This window comes from Bradyrhizobium sp. SPXBL-04 (assembly GCF_051853035.1).
Classification (GTDB): Bacteria; Pseudomonadota; Alphaproteobacteria; order Rhizobiales; family Xanthobacteraceae; genus Bradyrhizobium; species Bradyrhizobium zhanjiangense.
The window spans coordinates 5,290,048-5,307,826 of the sequence record NZ_CP182472.1 but is presented as its reverse complement, the minus strand read 5'-3'; the positions used below and the strand labels follow the sequence as shown (position 1 = coordinate 5,307,826).

At 64.5% G+C, this 17,779-nt stretch carries 17 protein-coding genes and 1 pseudogene; 11 read left to right on the top strand and 7 right to left on the bottom strand.

Going from position 1 to position 17,779, the window contains the following annotated elements:
• Window positions 1-27: 27 nt before the first annotated feature.
• From ACNJX8_RS25325 to ACNJX8_RS25315, 3 genes and pseudogenes are all read left to right on the top strand, one after another.
• A pseudogene (locus ACNJX8_RS25325) lies at window positions 28-741 on the top strand (phosphatidylserine decarboxylase); the annotation flags it as partial.
• Between the two features lie 86 nt (window positions 742-827).
• Complete coding sequence (locus ACNJX8_RS25320; RefSeq protein ID WP_091888693.1) at window positions 828-1,709, top strand: CDP-alcohol phosphatidyltransferase family protein; 882 nt, start codon at window positions 828-830, stop codon at window positions 1,707-1,709.
• A 122-nt stretch (window positions 1,710-1,831) separates the two neighbouring features.
• Window positions 1,832-2,551: an RraA family protein gene (locus tag ACNJX8_RS25315; RefSeq protein ID WP_439357138.1), complete on the top strand. Its 720-nt coding sequence runs from the start codon at window positions 1,832-1,834 to the stop codon at window positions 2,549-2,551.
• Between the two features lie 17 nt (window positions 2,552-2,568).
• Here the strand turns inward: ACNJX8_RS25315 and ACNJX8_RS25310 are convergent, their stop codons facing one another.
• Window positions 2,569-2,862, bottom strand: a complete 294-nt coding sequence (locus tag ACNJX8_RS25310) for a hypothetical protein (protein ID WP_439357137.1) — start codon at window positions 2,860-2,862, stop codon at window positions 2,569-2,571.
• A gap of 100 nt (window positions 2,863-2,962) precedes the next feature.
• Between ACNJX8_RS25310 and ACNJX8_RS25305 the strand changes: the two genes are divergently transcribed.
• The 8 genes from ACNJX8_RS25305 (at window position 2,963) to ACNJX8_RS25270 (ending at window position 12,737) form a co-directional block, all read left to right on the top strand.
• The gene (locus ACNJX8_RS25305) at window positions 2,963-3,787 is read left to right on the top strand and encodes an SDR family NAD(P)-dependent oxidoreductase (protein ID WP_439357136.1); all 825 of its coding nucleotides are present in this window, start codon (window positions 2,963-2,965) and stop codon (window positions 3,785-3,787) included.
• A gap of 201 nt (window positions 3,788-3,988) precedes the next feature.
• Window positions 3,989-4,762 (top strand): motility protein A, encoded by a 774-nt coding sequence (locus ACNJX8_RS25300; protein WP_018645542.1) that lies wholly within the window; start codon window positions 3,989-3,991, stop codon window positions 4,760-4,762.
• 23 nt (window positions 4,763-4,785) lie between these two features.
• Window positions 4,786-5,616, top strand: a complete 831-nt coding sequence (locus ACNJX8_RS25295) for an OmpA/MotB family protein (protein ID WP_091888688.1) — start codon at window positions 4,786-4,788, stop codon at window positions 5,614-5,616.
• 172 nt (window positions 5,617-5,788) lie between these two features.
• Window positions 5,789-7,687 (top strand): potassium transporter Kup, encoded by a 1,899-nt coding sequence (locus tag ACNJX8_RS25290; protein WP_164934454.1) that lies wholly within the window; start codon window positions 5,789-5,791, stop codon window positions 7,685-7,687.
• A 139-nt stretch (window positions 7,688-7,826) separates the two neighbouring features.
• Window positions 7,827-9,755, top strand: coding sequence for a potassium transporter Kup (locus tag ACNJX8_RS25285; RefSeq protein WP_128934468.1), 1,929 nt, complete (start codon window positions 7,827-7,829; stop codon window positions 9,753-9,755).
• A gap of 348 nt (window positions 9,756-10,103) precedes the next feature.
• Window positions 10,104-10,430, top strand: a complete 327-nt coding sequence (locus ACNJX8_RS25280; RefSeq protein ID WP_026202463.1) for a rhodanese-like domain-containing protein — start codon at window positions 10,104-10,106, stop codon at window positions 10,428-10,430.
• 8 nt (window positions 10,431-10,438) lie between these two features.
• A complete protein-coding gene (locus ACNJX8_RS25275) occupies window positions 10,439-11,617 on the top strand; it encodes an aminotransferase (protein ID WP_128945601.1) in 1,179 nt (392 codons plus the stop codon).
• Between the two features lie 7 nt (window positions 11,618-11,624).
• On the top strand, window positions 11,625-12,737 hold the full coding sequence (locus ACNJX8_RS25270) for a polyamine ABC transporter substrate-binding protein (RefSeq protein WP_439357135.1): 1,113 nt from the start codon (window positions 11,625-11,627) through the stop codon (window positions 12,735-12,737).
• 102 nt (window positions 12,738-12,839) lie between these two features.
• On the opposite strand, the gene ACNJX8_RS25265 is transcribed toward ACNJX8_RS25270, so the two are convergent.
• From ACNJX8_RS25265 to ACNJX8_RS25240, 6 genes are all read right to left on the bottom strand, one after another.
• Window positions 12,840-13,772: a lipid A biosynthesis lauroyl acyltransferase gene (locus tag ACNJX8_RS25265; protein WP_439357134.1), complete on the bottom strand. Its 933-nt coding sequence runs from the start codon at window positions 13,770-13,772 to the stop codon at window positions 12,840-12,842.
• An 8-nt stretch (window positions 13,773-13,780) separates the two neighbouring features.
• Window positions 13,781-15,058 (bottom strand): beta-ketoacyl-ACP synthase, encoded by a 1,278-nt coding sequence (locus ACNJX8_RS25260; RefSeq protein WP_128934463.1) that lies wholly within the window; start codon window positions 15,056-15,058, stop codon window positions 13,781-13,783.
• A gap of 17 nt (window positions 15,059-15,075) precedes the next feature.
• The gene (locus ACNJX8_RS25255; RefSeq protein ID WP_128938558.1) at window positions 15,076-16,281 is read right to left on the bottom strand and encodes a beta-ketoacyl-ACP synthase; all 1,206 of its coding nucleotides are present in this window, start codon (window positions 16,279-16,281) and stop codon (window positions 15,076-15,078) included.
• Window positions 16,278-16,748 carry a 3-hydroxyacyl-ACP dehydratase FabZ family protein gene (locus ACNJX8_RS25250; RefSeq protein WP_091888665.1) on the bottom strand — a complete coding sequence of 157 codons (471 nt, stop codon included), beginning with the start codon at window positions 16,746-16,748 and terminating at the stop codon, window positions 16,278-16,280. The genes ACNJX8_RS25255 and ACNJX8_RS25250 overlap by 4 nt, the downstream gene beginning before the upstream one ends.
• 10 nt (window positions 16,749-16,758) lie before the next feature.
• Window positions 16,759-17,046: an acyl carrier protein gene (locus ACNJX8_RS25245; RefSeq protein ID WP_007592476.1), complete on the bottom strand. Its 288-nt coding sequence runs from the start codon at window positions 17,044-17,046 to the stop codon at window positions 16,759-16,761.
• 221 nt (window positions 17,047-17,267) lie between these two features.
• Window positions 17,268-17,606, bottom strand: coding sequence for a hypothetical protein (locus tag ACNJX8_RS25240; RefSeq protein WP_091888663.1), 339 nt, complete (start codon window positions 17,604-17,606; stop codon window positions 17,268-17,270).
• Between the last annotated feature and the right edge of the window lie 173 nt (window positions 17,607-17,779).

The window sequence follows — 17,779 nt, the reverse complement described above, 5'->3', positions numbered from 1 at the left end:
GGACGGCCCCGTGCGCCGTCAACCCTTCAGCGGCAGAGAGCGATGTCCATTCTCGATTCGATCCAGCGTCAGATCCCGCCGATCCACAAGGAGGGCTATCCCTTCATCGGCGGCTTTGCGCTGGCAAGCCTGATCCTGTTCTGGCTGTGGTCCCCTCTGGGGTGGATCGGCACGATCCTGACCGTCTGGTGCGCGCTGTTCTTCCGCGATCCTGTCCGCATCACGCCCGTGCGCGAGGGGCTCGTGGTGTCACCGGCGGACGGCCGCATCTCGATGATCACCATGGCGCTGCCGCCGGCCGAGCTCGGGCTCGGCGACCGGCCGCTGCCGCGCATCTCGGTGTTCATGAGCGTATTCAATTGTCACGTAAACCGCAGTCCGATCGCGGGCAGGGTGGACCGTATCGCCTACCGGCCCGGCCTGTTCATCAATGCCGAGCTGGACAAGGCGAGCGAGGACAATGAGCGCAACTCACTGGTGATCACGACACCGACGGCGCGGATCGGCGTGATCCAGATCGCCGGCCTCGTGGCCAAGCGCATCGTCTGCTTCGTCAAGGAGGGGCAGGCGATCGGTGCCGGTGAGCGCTTCGGCCTGATCCGCTTCGGCTCGCGCCTCGACGTCTATTTGCCTGTTGGCACCAAGGCGCTGGTATCGGAGGGGCAGACCGCGATCGCCGGCGAGACGATTTTGGCCGATCTTGCCGGGGATGACCCGAGCCGCAGCTATCGCGCCAATTAACCAATAGTCGGTGCATGTGGCCCTTCCGCGGCAATGGCGGAGGGGAGCGCGGCTTGCTATATCTCGCCCTGAGGTGAGGACGAGCCATGACGCCCTACGATTTGAGAGATCCTGACACGCGCCGGCGGAGGTTCCGTCCGATTCCGGTGCGGATGCTGGTGCCCAACGTCATCACGCTGCTGGCCATCTGCGCCGGGCTGACCTCAATCCGGCTGTCGATCGAGGGGCGGATGTCGCTCGCCGTCTACGCCATCGTGTTCGCGGCCGCGCTCGACGGCATCGACGGCCGCATCGCGCGCATGATCAAGGGCCAGTCCAAATTCGGCGCCGAGCTCGACAGCCTCGCCGATTTCGTCAATTTCGGCGTGGCGCCCGGCCTGATGCTGTATTTCTGGCAGCTGCACGAGCTCGGCAATGCCGGCTGGATCGCCGCGATGGTGTTCGCGATCTCTGGCGGCCTGCGCTTGGCGCGTTTCAACGCCACCATGGACGATCCCAACAAGCCGGCCTTCGCCGCCAATTTCTTCACCGGCGTGCCGGCGCCGGCCGGTGCGATCACCGTGCTGCTGCCGATCTATGTCGCGTTCCTCGATCTCGGGCGCTGGCCGGCGGCGGTAACGGCGGCCTATACGCTTTTGATCGCGTTCCTGATGGTGTCGCGCCTGCCGGTGTTCTCCGGCAAGACCAAGCGCATGCGCGTGCCGCCCGAATTGGTGCTGCCGGCGTTCGTCGCCGTGATCGTCTTCATTGCGATCTTGATCGCCTATCCCTGGCACGTGCTGTCGATCGGCACGGTGCTTTATCTGCTCTGCCTGCCGCTCGGCTACAAATCCTACCGCGATCAAGCGCGTGCGATGGAAACCACCGCGCCAGCGGGAGGCGAGGTCGCATCACCGCCTTCGGCGCCGACGCTGGCGAATTTGTCGGAGCCGCCGCACGACGACGACCGGCCCGGACGGCTGCACTGAGCGGTCACACGCGGATATCTGCCATGAGGCGCGCCGAGTTGGGTTGAAGCCTGATCTCGGCTATATCGCCCTGTGCCGGCGGCACCGCGCCAACAGCGGCCGCCAATCTGGGAGAGAACGCTGTGACCACTTCCGCGACCGGGCCGCTGCCCGCTTCCGTCCTCGAAGCGCTGGGCCGCTACGATACTCCGACGATCTGCAATGCCATGGAGATCGTGGCGCCGGAGCGGCGGCTGATCGGCTACACCACAAAGCAGCTGGTCTGTCCGTTCCCCGATTTGCCGCCGATCGTCGGCTATGCCCGCACGGTCGCGATCCGCTCGGTGCTGAAATCCTCGCTCCCGGCGGAAGAACAATCCAAGCGCCGCATCGACTATTACGAATATGTCGGCACCGGCCACGGCCCGCGCATCTCGGTGATCCAGGATATCGACGGTCCTGATGTCGGCTATGGTGCGTTCTGGGGCGAGGTGCAGAGCAATGTGCACAAGGCGCTCGGCTGCCTCGGCGTCATCACCGACGGCTCGATCCGCGACATCCCACAATGGGCCCCTGGTTTCCAGGCGCTCGCTGGCTCGATCGGTCCCTCGCATGCCTGGGTGCATGCCGAGAGCTTTGGCGGCGAGGTGCGCGTCGCCGGCATGACCGTGAAGTCGGACGATCTGATCCATGCCGACCAGCACGGCGCCATCGTGATTCCGCTCGACGTCGCGGCAAAGCTGCCCGAGGCCGCCGAGCTCTGCGGCCGCCGCGAGACGCCGATCCTGGAGATTGCGCGCAGTCCCGACTTCTCGCTGGAGAAGCTGAAGGCCGCGCTGAAACGTTCGGCGGAGATTCACTAGACGCGTGACGAAGCGGCCTACGGCGGCGATGCCGGCCGTGGGTCGCCTTGTTCCGTCAGACGCAGGGCGGCCTGATCCGGCTCGCCGAACACCGCGGCGGCGCATCCGATCAGGGTGAAGCCGCCGGCAAGATCCCACAGGGTGATGTTGTCCGCATTGTCCGGAAGATGAATCAAGCGCGCCGCGATCACGGCGAAGCCGGCCTCGACAAAAAGCAGGACGCTGAATGCCGGCAGTACAAGTTCCGGCTCGAGCAGATGGAGCGCTAGCACTGCGGGCAGCGCGGTGAGAAGACTGAACAACGTCAACATGGCAAATCGGCTCCTGCGATGGAGCATGCCGCACGGCCACAGGATACCGCATGATGGCGCGTCACGGATGTGACGCAGGGCCGCAGTCGGAGGACGCGCAATGAGGATGAAGGGCAAGACGGTTCTGATCACCGGCTCGACCGACGGCGTCGGCCGCTACGTTGCGCGCCGGCTGGCCGAAGAAGGTGCGAGGGTCCTGATCCATGGCCGCGACGCGGCGCGTGCAAAGACGTTGAGCGACGAGATCGTGAAGGCCGGCGGTATCGCGCCGACTTTCTACCAGGCGGACCTGTCATCGATGTCGGGCACGCGTGCGCTCGCGGAGGCCGTGACGCGTGACCACCAGCGCCTCGATGTCCTGGTCAGCAATGCCGGCATTGGCTCGCAGAATGACGGGCCGCAGCGGCAGGTGAGTGCCGACGGTCACGAGCTGCGATTTGCCGTGAACTATCTCGCTGGTTTCCTGCTCGTCCATCTGGTCATGCCATTGTTGAAGACGGCGGCGCCGTCGCGCATCATCAACGTCGCCTCGCTCGGACAGCACCCGATCGATTTCGACGACGTCATGATCACCAGGAGCTACAGTGGCTCGCGCGCCTATGCGCAGAGCAAGCTCGCGCAGATCATGTTCACGATCGATCTGGCGCGGGAATTGAAGGGCACCGGCATCACCGTGAACGCGCTGCATCCCGCGACCTACATGAACACCACGATGGTGCGCGCCGGCGGCATCACGCCGATGTCTACGGTGGAGCAAGGTGGCACGGCGATCCTGCACCTCGTCGAGGGCGACGACGTCGCTGATAGAAGCGGATTGTTTTTCAACGGCATGAACGAGGCACGCGCAAATCCGCAGGCCTACGATGCCGACGCACGCAAGCGCCTGCGCGCGCTCAGCCTGGAGCTGACGGGGCTATCGCCCTAGCGCGGCCGGTTATGGTTAGCGAAATGTTGAGATTCCGCCGCCGGCCGGCCATCGCAGCGTCTGCAGCACGGCGTACCACACTGTCCGGACTTAACCTTTACGCGGCTTTAAGGGCGGCGCTCTAGGGTTTCCGCTGCGGTTCGGGGTTGGGCCGCGCCAGCGGCCAGGACGGCCGTTGTTGCGTACGCGTTGGAGTCTCCCATGGATATCATGACGGGCGTTGGGCTCACGGCCGGCATCATCGTCATCACCGCGATGATCTTCATGGGTGGCGATCTCCACATGTTCATCTCCGAACATGCCATGATCATCATCTTCGGCGGCTCGATCTCCGCCACCATGATCCGCTTCCCGCTCTCGGCGCTCCTGCATGGCCTTCCGCTCGGCGCCAAGTTCGCCTTCACCATGAGCCGCCTGTCGGCCCACGACCTCGTCGACGAGCTAGCCCGCATCGCCGAGATTGCCCGCAAGCAAGGCCCGGTGGGTCTGGAAAAGGTCGAGACCGACGAGCCCTTCCTCGCCAAGGGCATCCGCTACGTCGCCGACGGCTACGACCTCGATTTCATCCGCGACAATCTCGAGCGCGACCGCGACAACTTCCTGATGCACCTCGACGAGGGCAGCAAGATCTACCGTGCCATCGGCGACTGCGCCCCGGCCTTCGGCATGATCGGCACGCTGATCGGCATGGTGCAGATGTTCGCGAACATGACCGATCCCTCCAAGCTCGGCCCGTTCATGGCGACCGCGCTGCTCGCCACCCTCTACGGCGCGCTGGTCGCGAACCTGTTCTGTCTGCCGATCGCCGACAAGCTTCACGGCAAGCTGCTCGATGAAGAGACCAATCGCACCCTGATCATCGACGGCATCCTGATGATCCGCGACTCCAAGAGCCCGACCTTGGTGCGTGAAATGCTGCTGGCCTATCTGCCGGAGAAGCATCGTCACGCCGAGGGTGAGCCGGTGCCGGCCTGATCGCGCGCATCCGGATTTAGGCCATGGCCAAGAAGAAACGCGGCGATGCCCACGGCGGCGGTCACGGCTGGTTCGTGACCTTCGCCGACTTGATGGGCCTGATGATGAGCTTCTTCGTGATGCTCGTCGCGTTCTCGACCCAGGATGCCAACAAGCTGAAGATCGTCGCCGGATCGATGCGGGACGCCTTCGGCGTGCAGAGCGAAGCGCGCTATGCCGGCATCGTCGAGTCCGACGGTCTGCCAACCCGCCCGCGGCTGAAGAACGTCGACCACATCCAGCCCGAGGACGCCTCCAACACGCCGACGCCCGACCAGGAGGACCGCGACCGCACCTCGGGGGCGAAGATCAAGGTCGACCGCAATTTCGCGCTCGCTGCGGCCTCGCTGCGCCAGGCGTTGCAGGACATGCCGGAACTGACCGAGATGTCCAAGCACATCATGTTCGAGGAGACCAAGCAGGGCCTCAATCTGGAGATCGTCGATCAAGACGGCCGCTCGATGTTCGCCGACGGCTCCAAGGTGCCGTATGACCGCACCCGCCGCCTGGTCGAGAAGCTCGCTGTCCCGCTCAAGGCGACGCCGCTGCGCGTTTCCATCGCCGGCCACACCGCCGCCGGATTCGTGCCGGTCCGCAGCGACTACGGCGCCTTCGATCTGTCGGCCGACCGCGCCAATGCCGTGCGCCAGATCCTCGAACGCGAGGGCCTGCCGCCGTCCCACATCTTTGCTGTTTCCGGCAAGGCGGACACCCAGCCGCTGTTTCCGGACGATCCCTCGCTCGCAGCCAACCGGCGGGTGACCATCACCTTGATGCGCGAAGATCCGCCGCTGCCGCCGAATCTGAAGCCGTAAGCCTCTTGCGCTACCATCTTACCTGAGGCATGTCGTCGCGCAGGTAACGGCGTGGCCGCGTCGTCACAGCATCCGCCTCGGCGCCTGCTAAGGTGGGGTGCCGATTGACAGGCGCGCCGGAAGCGTCAAAAGGCGCCGGATCAAATTCAGGGACGAAGCGTTTTCCACCCTCATGACGGCGAGCATCACATCGACTGAGACCCAGGAAGGGCCGGTCACCGCGGGCTTTTGGTCCCTCACGCTCGGGAGCATCGGCGTCGTCTTCGGCGACATCGGCACCTCGCCGCTCTACGCATTCCACGAGGCCGTCAGGGGCGCGGCCCATGGCGAGCCGGTGTCACGGGTCATGGTGCTCGGCGTACTCTCGCTGATCCTGTGGGCGCTGCTGATTGTCGTCACTGCCAAATATGTCCTGCTGCTGCTGCGCGCCGACAACAACGGGGAGGGCGGCACGCTCTCGCTGATGGCGCTCGGCCAGCGCGCGCTGGGGCGGCGGAGCTGGTTCCTGCTCGCGCTCGGCGTGGTCGGCGCCTCCATGTTCATCGGCGATTCCATGATCACGCCGGCGATTTCGGTGCTGTCGGCGGTGGAAGGCCTCAAGCTCGCAACCCCCGCGTTCGAGCACTATGTCGTGCCGCTCACGGTTCTCATCCTGGCGCTGCTGTTCGCGGTCCAGAGCAAAGGTACGGCGCTGGTGGCCTCCGCCTTCGGGCCGGTGATGGTGGTCTGGTTCACCTGTCTTGCGGTGATGGGCGCCGTCCACATCGCCGACGATCCCTCGGTGCTTGCGGCGATCAATCCCTACTACGCGCTGCAATTCCTGCTGTCGCACGGCACGATTGGCCTTGTGACGCTCGGCGCCGTGTTCCTGGCGGTCACCGGCGGCGAGGCGCTCTATGCCGATCTCGGCCATTTCGGCCGCAAGCCGATCCAATCGGCCTGGATGTTCTTCGTGCTGCCCGCGCTCTTGATCAACTATTTCGGGCAGGGCGCGTTGGTGCTGTCCGATCCCAGCGCGATCGAGCATTCCTTCTATCGCATGGTGCCTGAAGGTCTGGTGCTGCCGCTGGTCGGGCTTGCGACCGCCGCGACGGTGATCGCGAGCCAGGCGGTGATTACCGGCGCCTATTCGCTGGTCTATCAGGCGGTGCAGCTTGGCCTGCTGCCACGCTTCGAGGTTCGCTACACCTCCGAGACTCACGCTGGCCAGATCTATCTGCCGCGCGTGAATCGGTTGCTGCTGATCGGCGTGATGCTGCTGGTGCTGCTGTTCCACACCCCCAGCAATCTGGCTTCGGCCTATGGCATCGCGGTCTCCACCACCATGGTCGCCGACGGCATCATGGGCTTTGTCGTGATCTGGAAATTGTGGAACTGGCGCGCCGCCACCGCCGCTGCCGTCATCGTGCCCTTCGTCGTCGTCGATATGAGTTTCTTCAGCGCCAACCTGCTCAAGCTGCTCGAAGGCGCCTGGGTGCCGCTGCTGTTCGGCGTGCTCATGGCGGGGACGATCTGGACCTGGCGGCGCGGCTCGGGAATCCTGATCCAGAAGACGCGCCGGATCGAGGTGCCGCTGGACGATCTGATCCGGAGCCTGGAGAAGCGGCCGCCGCACATCGTCAAGGGCACCGCGGTGTTCCTGACCAGCGATCCCTCGTTCGTCCCGACCGCGCTGTTGCACAATCTCAAGCACAACAAGGTGCTGCACGAGCACAACGTGATCCTGACCATCGAGACCGCGCATACGCCGCGGGTCGACCTGTCGGAGCGGTTCCGCATGGAGAAGATCAGCGACAAATTCTCGAAGGTCCGCCTGCGCTTCGGCTTCATGGAGCAGCCGAACGTGCCCAAGGCGCTCGCGATTGCGCGCAAGCAGGGTTGGCAGTTCGACATCATGTCGACGTCGTTCTTCGTGTCGCGGAGGTCGCTGAAGGCCTCGGCGCAATCTGGCATGCCGCTCTGGCAGGACCATCTCTTCATTGCGCTGAGCCGGTCCGCCAATGACGCTACCGACTATTTCCAGATTCCCACCGGGCGGGTGGTTGAAGTCGGCACCCAAGTCACCATTTGACCGCAATTGGCGGACCTATGCTAATTTGCATGGTAAGGGCCCAGAATCGGGCTAGGCTATGCCAGCAGCGCAGGACTATAAGCCCGCGCGCTCTTCCGCCGTTGTGCAGTGAAGCATTTTGAGGCCATCGGGCTCTCCCATGACCAGTGACGTAGCAGTTCCCGCCCCGGAGACGGCGGCGGCCAACGGGCATGGCGACGCCCACACCACAGCCGGCTTCGGTGCGCTGACGCTTGGCAGCATCGGCGTGGTCTATGGTGACATCGGCACCAGCCCGCTCTACGCATTCCGCGAGGCGGTGATGGCCGCCTCGGGCGTGGAGGGGGTGCCGACGCCTGCGGCGGTGCTTGGCGTGCTCTCGCTGATCCTGTGGGCGCTCATCGTGGTGGTGACGCTCAAATACGTCGTGATCCTGCTCCGCGCCGACAACAATGGCGAGGGCGGCACGCTCGCGCTGATGGCACTGGCCCAGCGCGCGGTTGGCACGGGCGGGGCGACTATCGTCCTGCTCGGCATCATCTCCGGCGCCCTGTTCTACGGCGATGCCGTGATCACACCGGCACTCTCGGTGCTGTCGGCGATCGAAGGCATGAAGGACGTCACCCTGACGTTCGAGCCTTACATCGTTCCGCTGACCGTCGTGATCCTGGTTTGTCTGTTCGCCGTGCAGTCACGCGGCACGGCGCGCGTTGCGGCCTTCTTCGGGCCGATCATGTGCGTCTGGTTCGCAGTCCTCGCGGCGGCGGCGATCCATCCGATTATCCAGCAGCCGCAAGTGCTGCTCGCGTTGAACCCCCTCTACGCCGTGTCATTCATGCTGCACCATGGCATCATCGGCTTCATCACGCTGGGTGCGGTGTTTCTGGCTGTGACCGGCGCCGAGGCGCTCTATGCCGACCTTGGTCATTTCGGCAAGCGGCCGATCCAGACCGCCTGGCTGTCGATCGTGCTGCCATCGCTGGCGCTGAATTATCTGGGGCAGGGCGCTCTCGTGCTCGGCGATCCCGGCGCGATCGTCAGCCCGTTCTTCCAGCTGTTTCCGCAAGGCTTTTTCCGCGGCAGCATGGTCGTGCTGGCCACCATGGCGACCGTGATCGCGAGCCAGGCGGTGATCACCGGCGCCTATTCGCTGACGCGCCAGGCGATCCAGCTCGGGCTGCTGCCACGCTTCGAAATTCGCCATACGTCGGAAGCCCATTCCGGCCAGATCTTCATCCCGCGCATCAACCAGTTGCTGCTGGTAGCGGTGGTGCTGCTTGTGCTGCTGTTCCGCTCCTCCAGCGCGCTGGCGTCGGCCTACGGCATCTCCGTCACCGGCACCATGGTGGTCACCGCGATGATGGGCTTTGTCGTGATCTGGAAGGTCTGGCGGTGGTCGCCGGTCGCGGCCGCCGCCCTGATTGTGCCGTTCCTGTTCCTCGACCTGACCTTCCTCGCCGCGAACTTGCTCAAGGTCTTCGAAGGCGGCTGGGTGCCGCTGGCGCTCGGCGCGCTCATGATCCTCCTGATGTATACGTGGCGGCGCGGCAGCCGGCTCCTGTTCGATAAGTCGCGCAAGCTCGAGTTCCCGCTTGCCGACCTCGTGGCAATGCTGGAGAAACGGCCGCCCCAGCGCGTGCCCGGCACCGCCGTGTTCCTGACCTCGGACCCGCTCAGCGCGCCGACCGCGCTGATGCATAGTCTGAAGCACTACAAGGTGCTGCACGAGAAGAACGTCATTCTCACCATCGAGACCGCGCAGACCCCGCGGATCGACCCGGCCGAGCGGGTGAGGTTGGAGCAGATCTCACCGACTTTCTCCAAGGTGACGCTGAAGTTCGGCTTCATGGAATCGCCCAACGTGCCGAAGGCGCTGGCGATCGCGCGCAAGCTCGGCTGGCAGTTCGACATCATGTCGACCTCGTTCTTCCTGTCGCGGAGGGCGCTGAAGCCCGCGGCGCATTCCGGCATGCCGCGCTGGCAGGACCGGCTTTTCATCTCGCTGAGCCGCTCGGCGAACGATGCCACCGACTATTTCCAGATCCCCTCAGGCCGTGTAGTCGAGGTCGGAACGCAGGTGACGATCTAGCGTCAAGCCGGCGCTCCGTCCGCCTCCACGGCTGTCATCGCCCGCGAAGGCGGGCGATCCAGTATTCCAGAGACAGTGCGAAGATACCGCGAGGCCGCGGCGTACTGGATTCCCCGCTTTCGCGGGGAATGACACCGAGTTTGATGATAGAGATCACAGCTTAGGTAGGACCAAGACGGGACCTCCGGGCTTCATTCCGAAACCCGCACTTCAAGTCGCTGCGATTTAGCTTTAACTTGCGCCGCGTGGCTCAAGCCTTTGTAGCGCTTGATTTTCGTGTCCCGAGAGGCGAGGTTGCCCGCCGGCCGGGGGGCGCCCCGGCATATGCCTGCGACGTTGGAGGATGATGTGGCAAATCAGGTACAGGATCTGACCCCGGACGAGGTCTCCAAGGGTGTCGCGGAAGGGCGCTATCTGCTTGTCGACGTCCGTGAGCCGAACGAGGTCGAGGCCGAGGCCTATCCCTACGGCGTCGTGGTTCCGCTCTCGACCTTCGATCCCAAGGCGATCCCCGATCCCCAAGGCAAGGACGTCGTGTTCGCCTGCCGCTCGGGCAAGCGCTCGGTGACGGCCTCGCTCGCGGCGCAGGCGGCGGGCCTGCCATACGACAAGCATCTGGCCGGCGGCATGCTCGGCTGGAAGGCGGCCGGTCTTCCCAGCAAGGTCGGTGGCTGACCCACCCGATGACCAAGAGCTCTTCGCTGAACAAGGTCTTCGCCGACCTTCCCGTCACCATCTTCGAGGCGATGTCGCAGGCCGCGCGCGACAATGCGGCCATCAATCTCGGCCAGGGCTTTCCCGACGATCCCGGCCCCGAGGACATCCGCCGCGCCGCGGCCGACGCCTCGCTGAACGGCTACAACCAGTACCCCTCGATGATGGGCCTGCCGGAGCTGCGCCAGGCGATCGCAACCCATTACGGGCATTGGCACGGGCTCAAGCTCGATCCGATGAGCGAGGTGATGGTGACCTCCGGCGGCACCGAGGCGCTGACCTCGGCGATCCTCGCGGTGGTCCAGCCCGGGGACGAGGTGGTCTGCTTCCAGCCGGTCTATGATTCCTATTTGCCGATCATCCGCCAGGCCGGCGGCATTCCGCGCCTGGTGCGACTCGAGCCGCCGCACTGGCGGCTGAATGAGGACATGCTGAAAAGCGTCTTCAATTCAAAGACCAAGGCGGTGCTGTTCAACAACCCCTTGAATCCCTCCGCGGTGGTGTATCCGCGCGAGGACCTCGAGCTGCTGGCGCGCTACTGCCAGGAGTTCGACGTCATCGCGATCTGCGACGAGGTCTGGGAGCACGTCACTTTCGACGAGCACAAGCACATCCCGCTGATCACCATCCCCGGCATGCGCGAGCGCACCATCAAGGTCGGCTCGGCCGGCAAGATCTTCTCGCTGACGGGCTGGAAGATCGGCTTCGTTTGCGCCGCGCCGCCGCTCTTGCGCGTCGCCGCCAAGGTGCACCAGTTCCTGACCTTCACCACCGCGCCGAACCTCCAGGCCGCCGTCGCCTACGGCCTCGGCAAATCCGACGACTACTTCCTGTCGATGCGCAAGGATCTGACGCGGAGCAGAGACCGTCTGACAAGGGGCCTCGAAAGCCTCGGCTTCCCCGTGCTGAAGTCGCAAGGCACCTACTTCCTCACCGTCGACCTGTCGCCGCTCGGACTCAACGAGAGCGACACCGAGTTCTGCTGGCGGATCGTCAGGGATTACAAGGTCGCGGCGATCCCGGTGTCGGCCTTCTACGAGCAGGACCCGGTGACATCCGTGGTCCGCTTCTGTTTTGCCAAGAAGGACGAGACGCTCGACACCGCACTTGAGCGGTTGTCGGACGCGGTGCGCGGCCGCAAGAGGTAGATTTGAGATGACGAACGTCGGCCGCTCCAGGCTTTGCCTCGGTCTCGCAGTCGCCGCAGCGCTGACGTTGCTCTCCGCTCCCGCCAAGGCCGAGGAGCGGGTCGTCAACTTCTACAACTGGTCCAACTACATGGCGCCGGATGTCCTTGAGGCCTTCACCAAGGAGACAGGCATCAAGGTGGTCTACGACACGTTCGATGCCAACGAGACACTGGAAACACGCCTGATGGCCGGCAAGTCCGGCTACGACGTCGTGGTGCCCACCGCCTATTTCCTGCAGCGCCAGATCAAGGCCAACATCTTCCAGAAGCTCGACAAGTCGAAGCTGCCGAACCTCGCCAATGCCTGGCCGATGGTGACCAAGCATCTTGCGACCTACGATCCCGGCAATGTCTACGCCGCCAACTACATGTGGGGCACAACGGGCATCGGCTACAACGTCGCCAAGGTGAAGCAGATCCTGGGACCGGACGCGAAGATCGACAGCTGGGACATCGTCTTCAAGCCGGAGAACCTCGCCAAATTCAAAGACTGCGGTGTGCACATGCTCGACTCCGCCGACGACATCTTTCCGGCGGCGCTGAACTATCTCGGGCTCGATCCGAACTCGACCAAGCAGGCCGACCTCGAGAAGGCCGCCGAAATCGTCGCAAAAGTCCGCCCGTCCGTGCGCAAGTTTCACTCGTCCGAATACTTAAGCGCGCTCGCCACCGGCGAGATCTGCTTCGTGGTCGGCTGGTCCGGCGACATCATGCAGGCTCGCGCCCGCGCTGCGGAAGCCAAGAGCGGCATCGAGATCGGCTACACGATCCCGAAGGAGGGCGCGCAGATGTTTTTCGACAATCTTGCGATCCCCGCCGATGCCAAGAACGTCAATGAGGCCTACGCGCTGATCAACTATCTCTACCGGCCCGACGTCGCCGCCAAGAACTCGGACTTTTTGTCCTACGCTAACGGTAACCTCGCCAGCCAGAAGCTGGTCGATCCGAAGATACTGAATGACAAGAACATCTATCCGGACGAGGGGACGCTCTCAAAACTGTTCGTCATCACGGCGCGCGAGCCGGCGACCCAGCGGATCATCAATAGGCTCTGGACCAAGGTGAAGACTGGGCGCTGAGCGGCACGTCCGTCATTGCGAGCGAAGCGAAGCAATCCAGAATTTCTCCGCTGGGGCACTCTGGATTGCTTCGTCGCTTCGCTCCTCGCAATGACGGTGCAACTACCGCCACCGCCGGTGCAGCCAGAGCCACTGCTCGGGATGCTCGCGGACCCAGCTTTCCACCACGCTCGTGATCGCCTGGGTCGTGCCCTGGATGTCGATCTTGCCGTCGGCGTCGCGCACCGGCTGGACTTCTTCCGTCAGCTCTCCGCGGAAGCGGCCGCCGGGCAGGCGGATGATGCGGACGCCGTGGATCGGGCATTCGATCTGGCGGAGCAGCCGCGCCAGCATCGGATTGGCGCGGGTCTTGCGGCCGAAGAAGGTGACCTCGACGCCGGCGGTCAGATATTGGTCGATCAGCATCGCGACGTGCTTGCCGTCCTTCAGCGCCTGCGCAAGGCGCAAGGGCGCGTCGCGGCCGGCCGGGATCAGCGTGCCCATGTTGACCTGGCGCATCTCCTGGATGATGCGGTCGGCAGACGCAATGTTCGGCCGGCGGTAGAGGATCGCGGTATCCAGCTCGTGCGCGACGGCGGCAAGCGCCGGCAATTCCCAATTGGCCAGATGCGCTGCAAAGATCAGCGCCGGCTTGCCGTCGTCCCTGATCTGGTCGAACAGCTCGATGCTGCGTTGGGGAATCTCGATCCGACTCTTTTCCGGATGGTCGCGATCGTAGTCCCAGACCTGGTCGATATGGGCGAACTCGGCGCCGACGCGGCCGAGATTGTCCCAGACGCCCATCAGGATCCGTTCGATCTCCTCCGGCGACTTCTCGGGGAAGGCGGCGGCGAGGTTGGCGCGGCCGATGCGGTGCTCGCGCAGGCGCGGGCCGATCATCTTCACGACGCGTGCGAAGAAGTCCGAGGTTTTGACCGGATCGAAATAGCGCGTGGTGCGCAGCATGCCGACGGTAGCGGCGCCGATAAGGCTGCCGCCGATCGATTTGGCAGCCGCCTGCGCGCGGGCCTTCGTGCTCGCAGTCAGCAGAGCCATGCGTCCGGTCAGGCCGGTTCGCGGGTCAGGATCAGCGAGGCGTTCTGGCCGCCGAAGCCGAACGAGTTCGACATGACTGCGGTCACGCGGGCATCGCGCGCCTTGTTGCCGACGACGTTGAACAGGATCGTGGGATCCGGGGTCTCGTAGTTGATCGTCGGCGGGATGCGCTGGTGCTCGAGCGTGAGCAGCGAGAAGATCGCCTCGACCGCGCCTGCCGCCGAGATGGTGTGGCCAACCATCGATTTGTTGGAGGTGACTGGAATCTTCTGCGCGAGCTCGCCGAACACCGCCGATGTCGTGTTGAACTCCATCTTGTCGTTCTCGGGTGTCGAGGTGCCGTGCGCGTTGATGTGGTCGATCTGGTCCGGCGTCATGCCGGCATCGGCCAGCGTCTTGTTCATGCAGCCGATGATCGGCTTGCCGTCGGGCGAGGAGCGGGTGCGATGGAAGGAATCGGTGAGCTCGCCGCAGCCGGCGATCACGCCGAGGATCTTTGCGCCGCGCGCAGTCGCCGCCTCGTAGCTTTCGAGCACCAGGGCGCCGGCCCCTTCCGCCATCACAAAACCATCGCGGTTCTTGGAAAAGGGGCGGGAGGCCGCCTGCGGCGGATCGTTCTGGGTCGACAGCGCCGAAAGCAGCGAGAAGCGCACCAGCGCTTCCGGGTTCACGGTGCCGTCGGTCGCGACGCACAGCGCGGCGTCTGTCTCGCCGCGGCGGATCGCCTCGACGCCGAGCTGGATCGAGGTCGCGCCCGAGGCGCAGGCCGTCGACAGCGAGATCGGCGAGCCCTTGGTGCCGAACGTCTCGGCGAGATGCGCGGCGACAGACCCGAACATGAAGCGATGATGGTAGGCGCTGTACTTGCCGCCGCCGGAAATGCGCAGCAGATCGTCATAGGTGATGTCGAGCTGGCCGACGGCGCGACCGAGTTCGCGACGTTGCGGCCATTCGACCTCGACCGGTGCAACCGCGAGGAAGAGGGGACCAGGGAAATCCGCCTTGGCGCCGATGCCGGCCTGCTCAAGCGCTTCCTCCGTCACCAGCTCGGCCATCCGCTCCGAAAGCGCGGTGGAGGAGAACGGATCGACGCTGACGAAATCCACCGTACCGGCCATCGTGGTCCTGAGGCCGTCGATCGGAAAGCGCGTGATGGTGCGAATACCGGATTCGCCGGCGACCAGCTTCGCCCAATTGTCGGCCTTGCCGGCGCCGAGCGAGGTCATGATGCCCATGCCGGTGACGACGACGACGGGACGCCCGAATTTGTCGCGTGGTGCAGTCATGTCGTTCCCCGCTTCAGCTAGCTCACTGCCTCGACCAGCGCCATGCCTTCGCCGCGCCAGTGTCCGGCCCCTACCACCACGATCTGGGTGGGTGCGCCAAGCATTTCAATCTCGGTCCCCGTCGAATCATTCGGCGGGAACAGCGCGCCGCGCGAGATTGACAGTGCCGCGAGGGCAATGCCGAGCGGGAATTGCGTTTCCATGGTGTGGCCGAACATCGTGCCGGTCGAGCGCACCGGGAGATCGGCATGGCTCTTCAGGAAGCTGCGCTCTTCCGAGGTCGCGGGCTCGGCGCCGGTCGCGCCCGATATGATCGCGCCCTTGCCCGCGCGCTTGGGCAGCTTTTCCCAAAGTTTCTCCAGCGTCGCAGTCATGTCGCCACCCTGCTTGCGCCGGGCGAGGTCGGCAACGACGCTCGACAGCTTCGCGAACGGCTTGGCGCCGCGCGCCTCTGCATGCGCCCGCGATTCCAGCACCAGAAAGGCGCCGGCCGAACCGAGCGCGAAGCCGGGATGCTCCTTGCGTGCCCAGACGGGCGCGAACTTGTCCTTCAGGTTGAAGTCGCCAAATTCGTAGAGAACCAGCAGGTCCTTGCGCTCGCCATTGTGCGAGCCGCCGACGAGCGCGATGTCGCTCTCGCCCGAGGCAATGCGCGCGAGCGCAATGCGGGCGGCATCGGCGCCGGCGACCTCTTCACCCATGAAGGTGCGCGAGGTGCCGCCGAGGCCATGAACGATGGCGATGTTGCCGGCCAGCAGGTTGGAAAGCTGGGCCAGGAACAGGGTGGGGCGCAGATCGCTCATCAGCCGCTCGTTGAGGAAGCCGGACGCGTTGGCGCCCTTGGCCTCGGCCGTAAGCACGCCGGTGTCGACGTTGAGGTCGCGCTCGCCGCCGCCTGCGGCGATCACCATGTCGATCTTCGACAGGATGTCCTTGTTGCCCTTGATCCCGGCGGAGTCGAGCGCAAGGCCCGCGGCATAGGTGCCGATACGCTGCCAGGCTTCCATCTGCCGCTGGTCGCCCTTCTTCGGAATCTGGCTGTCGAAAGAGACCGGCATCAAGGGATGCACGATGTAGGGCGCAAATCCCTTCTCGTCGACATTGATGCGCTTCTCCTGGAGCGCGGCCCAGTTGGCGTCGAGCCCTTCGCCGAGCGAGGTGGCAAGGCCAATGCCGGTGATCCAGACTTCCGTCTGGGCGGGCTTCGAAGCAGTCTCAGTCATGGCGATACAGTCTGTTGCGGAAAGCCGATGCGCTTGGCGAACGCGTCCATGTAGCCGCGCATATCCGCATTGGGGAAGGGGATCAGCGTGAAGGTGAGTGCCGAGTTTGCGCGTAGCTTGCCGCCGACCCTGATCTTGGCTTCGGTCATGGCATAGCCCGAGCCTTCATGGGTAAGGCTCGCTTCGATGCTCATGAGATCGCCCGGGTAGACCGAACCGCGGACCTTGGCCTCCTTCACGGCGGCCAGGATCGGCATGCGCTCGAACTTGAACACGCCGAGCTGAAGCCAGCCGGAGGCTTGCGCCATCGATTCGATCAGGAGCACGCCGGGCATCAAGGGATAGCCCGGGAAGTGCCCCTCGAAGACGGTGCTCTCCTTCGGGACTTGGGCTTCGACAACGATCGTCTTCTCGTCGACCTTGAGGTCGACGATCCGATCGATCATGTGAAAGTATTCGAGTTGCATGGCCGCGCGCTTAGGCGCTCGCGCCCTTGGCCGCGACGAGCTCGTCGATGCGCGCGCACAGGTTCTTCAGCACGAAATACTGCTCAGTGGTCGCCTTGCCGTCGTTGACCTCCTGGGTCCACTTTTCCAACGGCAGCTTGATGCCGAACTGCTTGTCGATTGCGAAGGCGATATCAAGGAAATCGAGGCTGTCGATGCCGAGATCATCGATGGCATGACTATCCGGCGTGATCGTGTCGCGCGGGATGTCGCAGGTTTCAGCGATGATCGTGGCGACCTGATCGAATGTGGAAGACATCACTAAGCCTTTGATATATTGCAGGTATTTGTCAGATTTCCAGAGTGGCGCGGTGGGTGGGCATCGCGCCCCTGATGACGCCCTCAAACCCCCCTCTGGCCGGGTCGAAAGCCCGTATATCGGAGCGCCGCCCTGAGTTCAATGGAGCCGGGCAGGCGAGCAGACAGGGCTGGGGATGCCCGCCACAGCCCGTCCGCCAAGGGACGGGCGGCGAGCCGGGCCTAGATATGCGGCGTCGTGATCTTGACGCAGTCGCGGCGGCCCATCAGCACGCAATCCTGGGTCCGGCGCAGGTCGGCGATGCTCACGGCGAGCCAGATCCCGATCGCGGTCAGCGCGATGGTGAAGGCGAGCGCCGCGATATTGGCGAGCATGCGGTGGCGGAAATCGTCCGGTTCGGTGCGGGGCTGCTCGTAGCGGGTCAGGTCGAGTGGCTCGGGTGCGCGCAATTGCTGCACGGTGCCGTTGCCCCGGCGAACCACCGGGGAAGGCGAGGTGCGCGGCCTGAACTGGAGCACCCGGTGCTCGTCATCTGAGCTTATGGGCCGCTGGGTTGTCATGGGGCGGGGGATCACTCCGAAGCAGCGATTTTTAGATAGCACACAGGACGAACCTGTTGCAGAAAATCTTCTCAACGCGTAGCTGCATTTCCTGTTCGCACTATTCTGCATAGGCGCTGTCAAAAAGCCGGCCGCGACCCGGTCAGGAATGCGCGGATTGCGTTGCAACAACG

What these genes read in the sequence shown, in the direction of transcription:
- ACNJX8_RS25320 (WP_091888693.1), top strand. Translation starts at nt 828, where the DNA reads ATGACGCCCTACGATTTGAGAGATCCTGACACGCGCCGGCGGAGGTTC.
- ACNJX8_RS25310 (WP_439357137.1), bottom strand. Translation starts at nt 2,862, where the DNA reads ATGTTGACGTTGTTCAGTCTTCTCACCGCGCTGCCCGCAGTGCTAGCG.
- ACNJX8_RS25305 (WP_439357136.1), top strand. Translation starts at nt 2,963, where the DNA reads ATGAGGATGAAGGGCAAGACGGTTCTGATCACCGGCTCGACCGACGGC.
- ACNJX8_RS25300 (WP_018645542.1), top strand. Translation starts at nt 3,989, where the DNA reads ATGGATATCATGACGGGCGTTGGGCTCACGGCCGGCATCATCGTCATC.
- ACNJX8_RS25295 (WP_091888688.1), top strand. Translation starts at nt 4,786, where the DNA reads ATGGCCAAGAAGAAACGCGGCGATGCCCACGGCGGCGGTCACGGCTGG.
- ACNJX8_RS25290 (WP_164934454.1), top strand. Translation starts at nt 5,789, where the DNA reads ATGACGGCGAGCATCACATCGACTGAGACCCAGGAAGGGCCGGTCACC.
- ACNJX8_RS25285 (WP_128934468.1), top strand. Translation starts at nt 7,827, where the DNA reads ATGACCAGTGACGTAGCAGTTCCCGCCCCGGAGACGGCGGCGGCCAAC.
- ACNJX8_RS25275 (WP_128945601.1), top strand. Translation starts at nt 10,439, where the DNA reads ATGACCAAGAGCTCTTCGCTGAACAAGGTCTTCGCCGACCTTCCCGTC.
- ACNJX8_RS25270 (WP_439357135.1), top strand. Translation starts at nt 11,625, where the DNA reads ATGACGAACGTCGGCCGCTCCAGGCTTTGCCTCGGTCTCGCAGTCGCC.
- ACNJX8_RS25265 (WP_439357134.1), bottom strand. Translation starts at nt 13,772, where the DNA reads ATGGCTCTGCTGACTGCGAGCACGAAGGCCCGCGCGCAGGCGGCTGCC.
- ACNJX8_RS25260 (WP_128934463.1), bottom strand. Translation starts at nt 15,058, where the DNA reads ATGACTGCACCACGCGACAAATTCGGGCGTCCCGTCGTCGTCGTCACC.
- ACNJX8_RS25255 (WP_128938558.1), bottom strand. Translation starts at nt 16,281, where the DNA reads ATGACTGAGACTGCTTCGAAGCCCGCCCAGACGGAAGTCTGGATCACC.
- ACNJX8_RS25250 (WP_091888665.1), bottom strand. Translation starts at nt 16,748, where the DNA reads ATGCAACTCGAATACTTTCACATGATCGATCGGATCGTCGACCTCAAG.
- ACNJX8_RS25245 (WP_007592476.1), bottom strand. Translation starts at nt 17,046, where the DNA reads ATGTCTTCCACATTCGATCAGGTCGCCACGATCATCGCTGAAACCTGC.
- ACNJX8_RS25240 (WP_091888663.1), bottom strand. Translation starts at nt 17,606, where the DNA reads ATGACAACCCAGCGGCCCATAAGCTCAGATGACGAGCACCGGGTGCTC.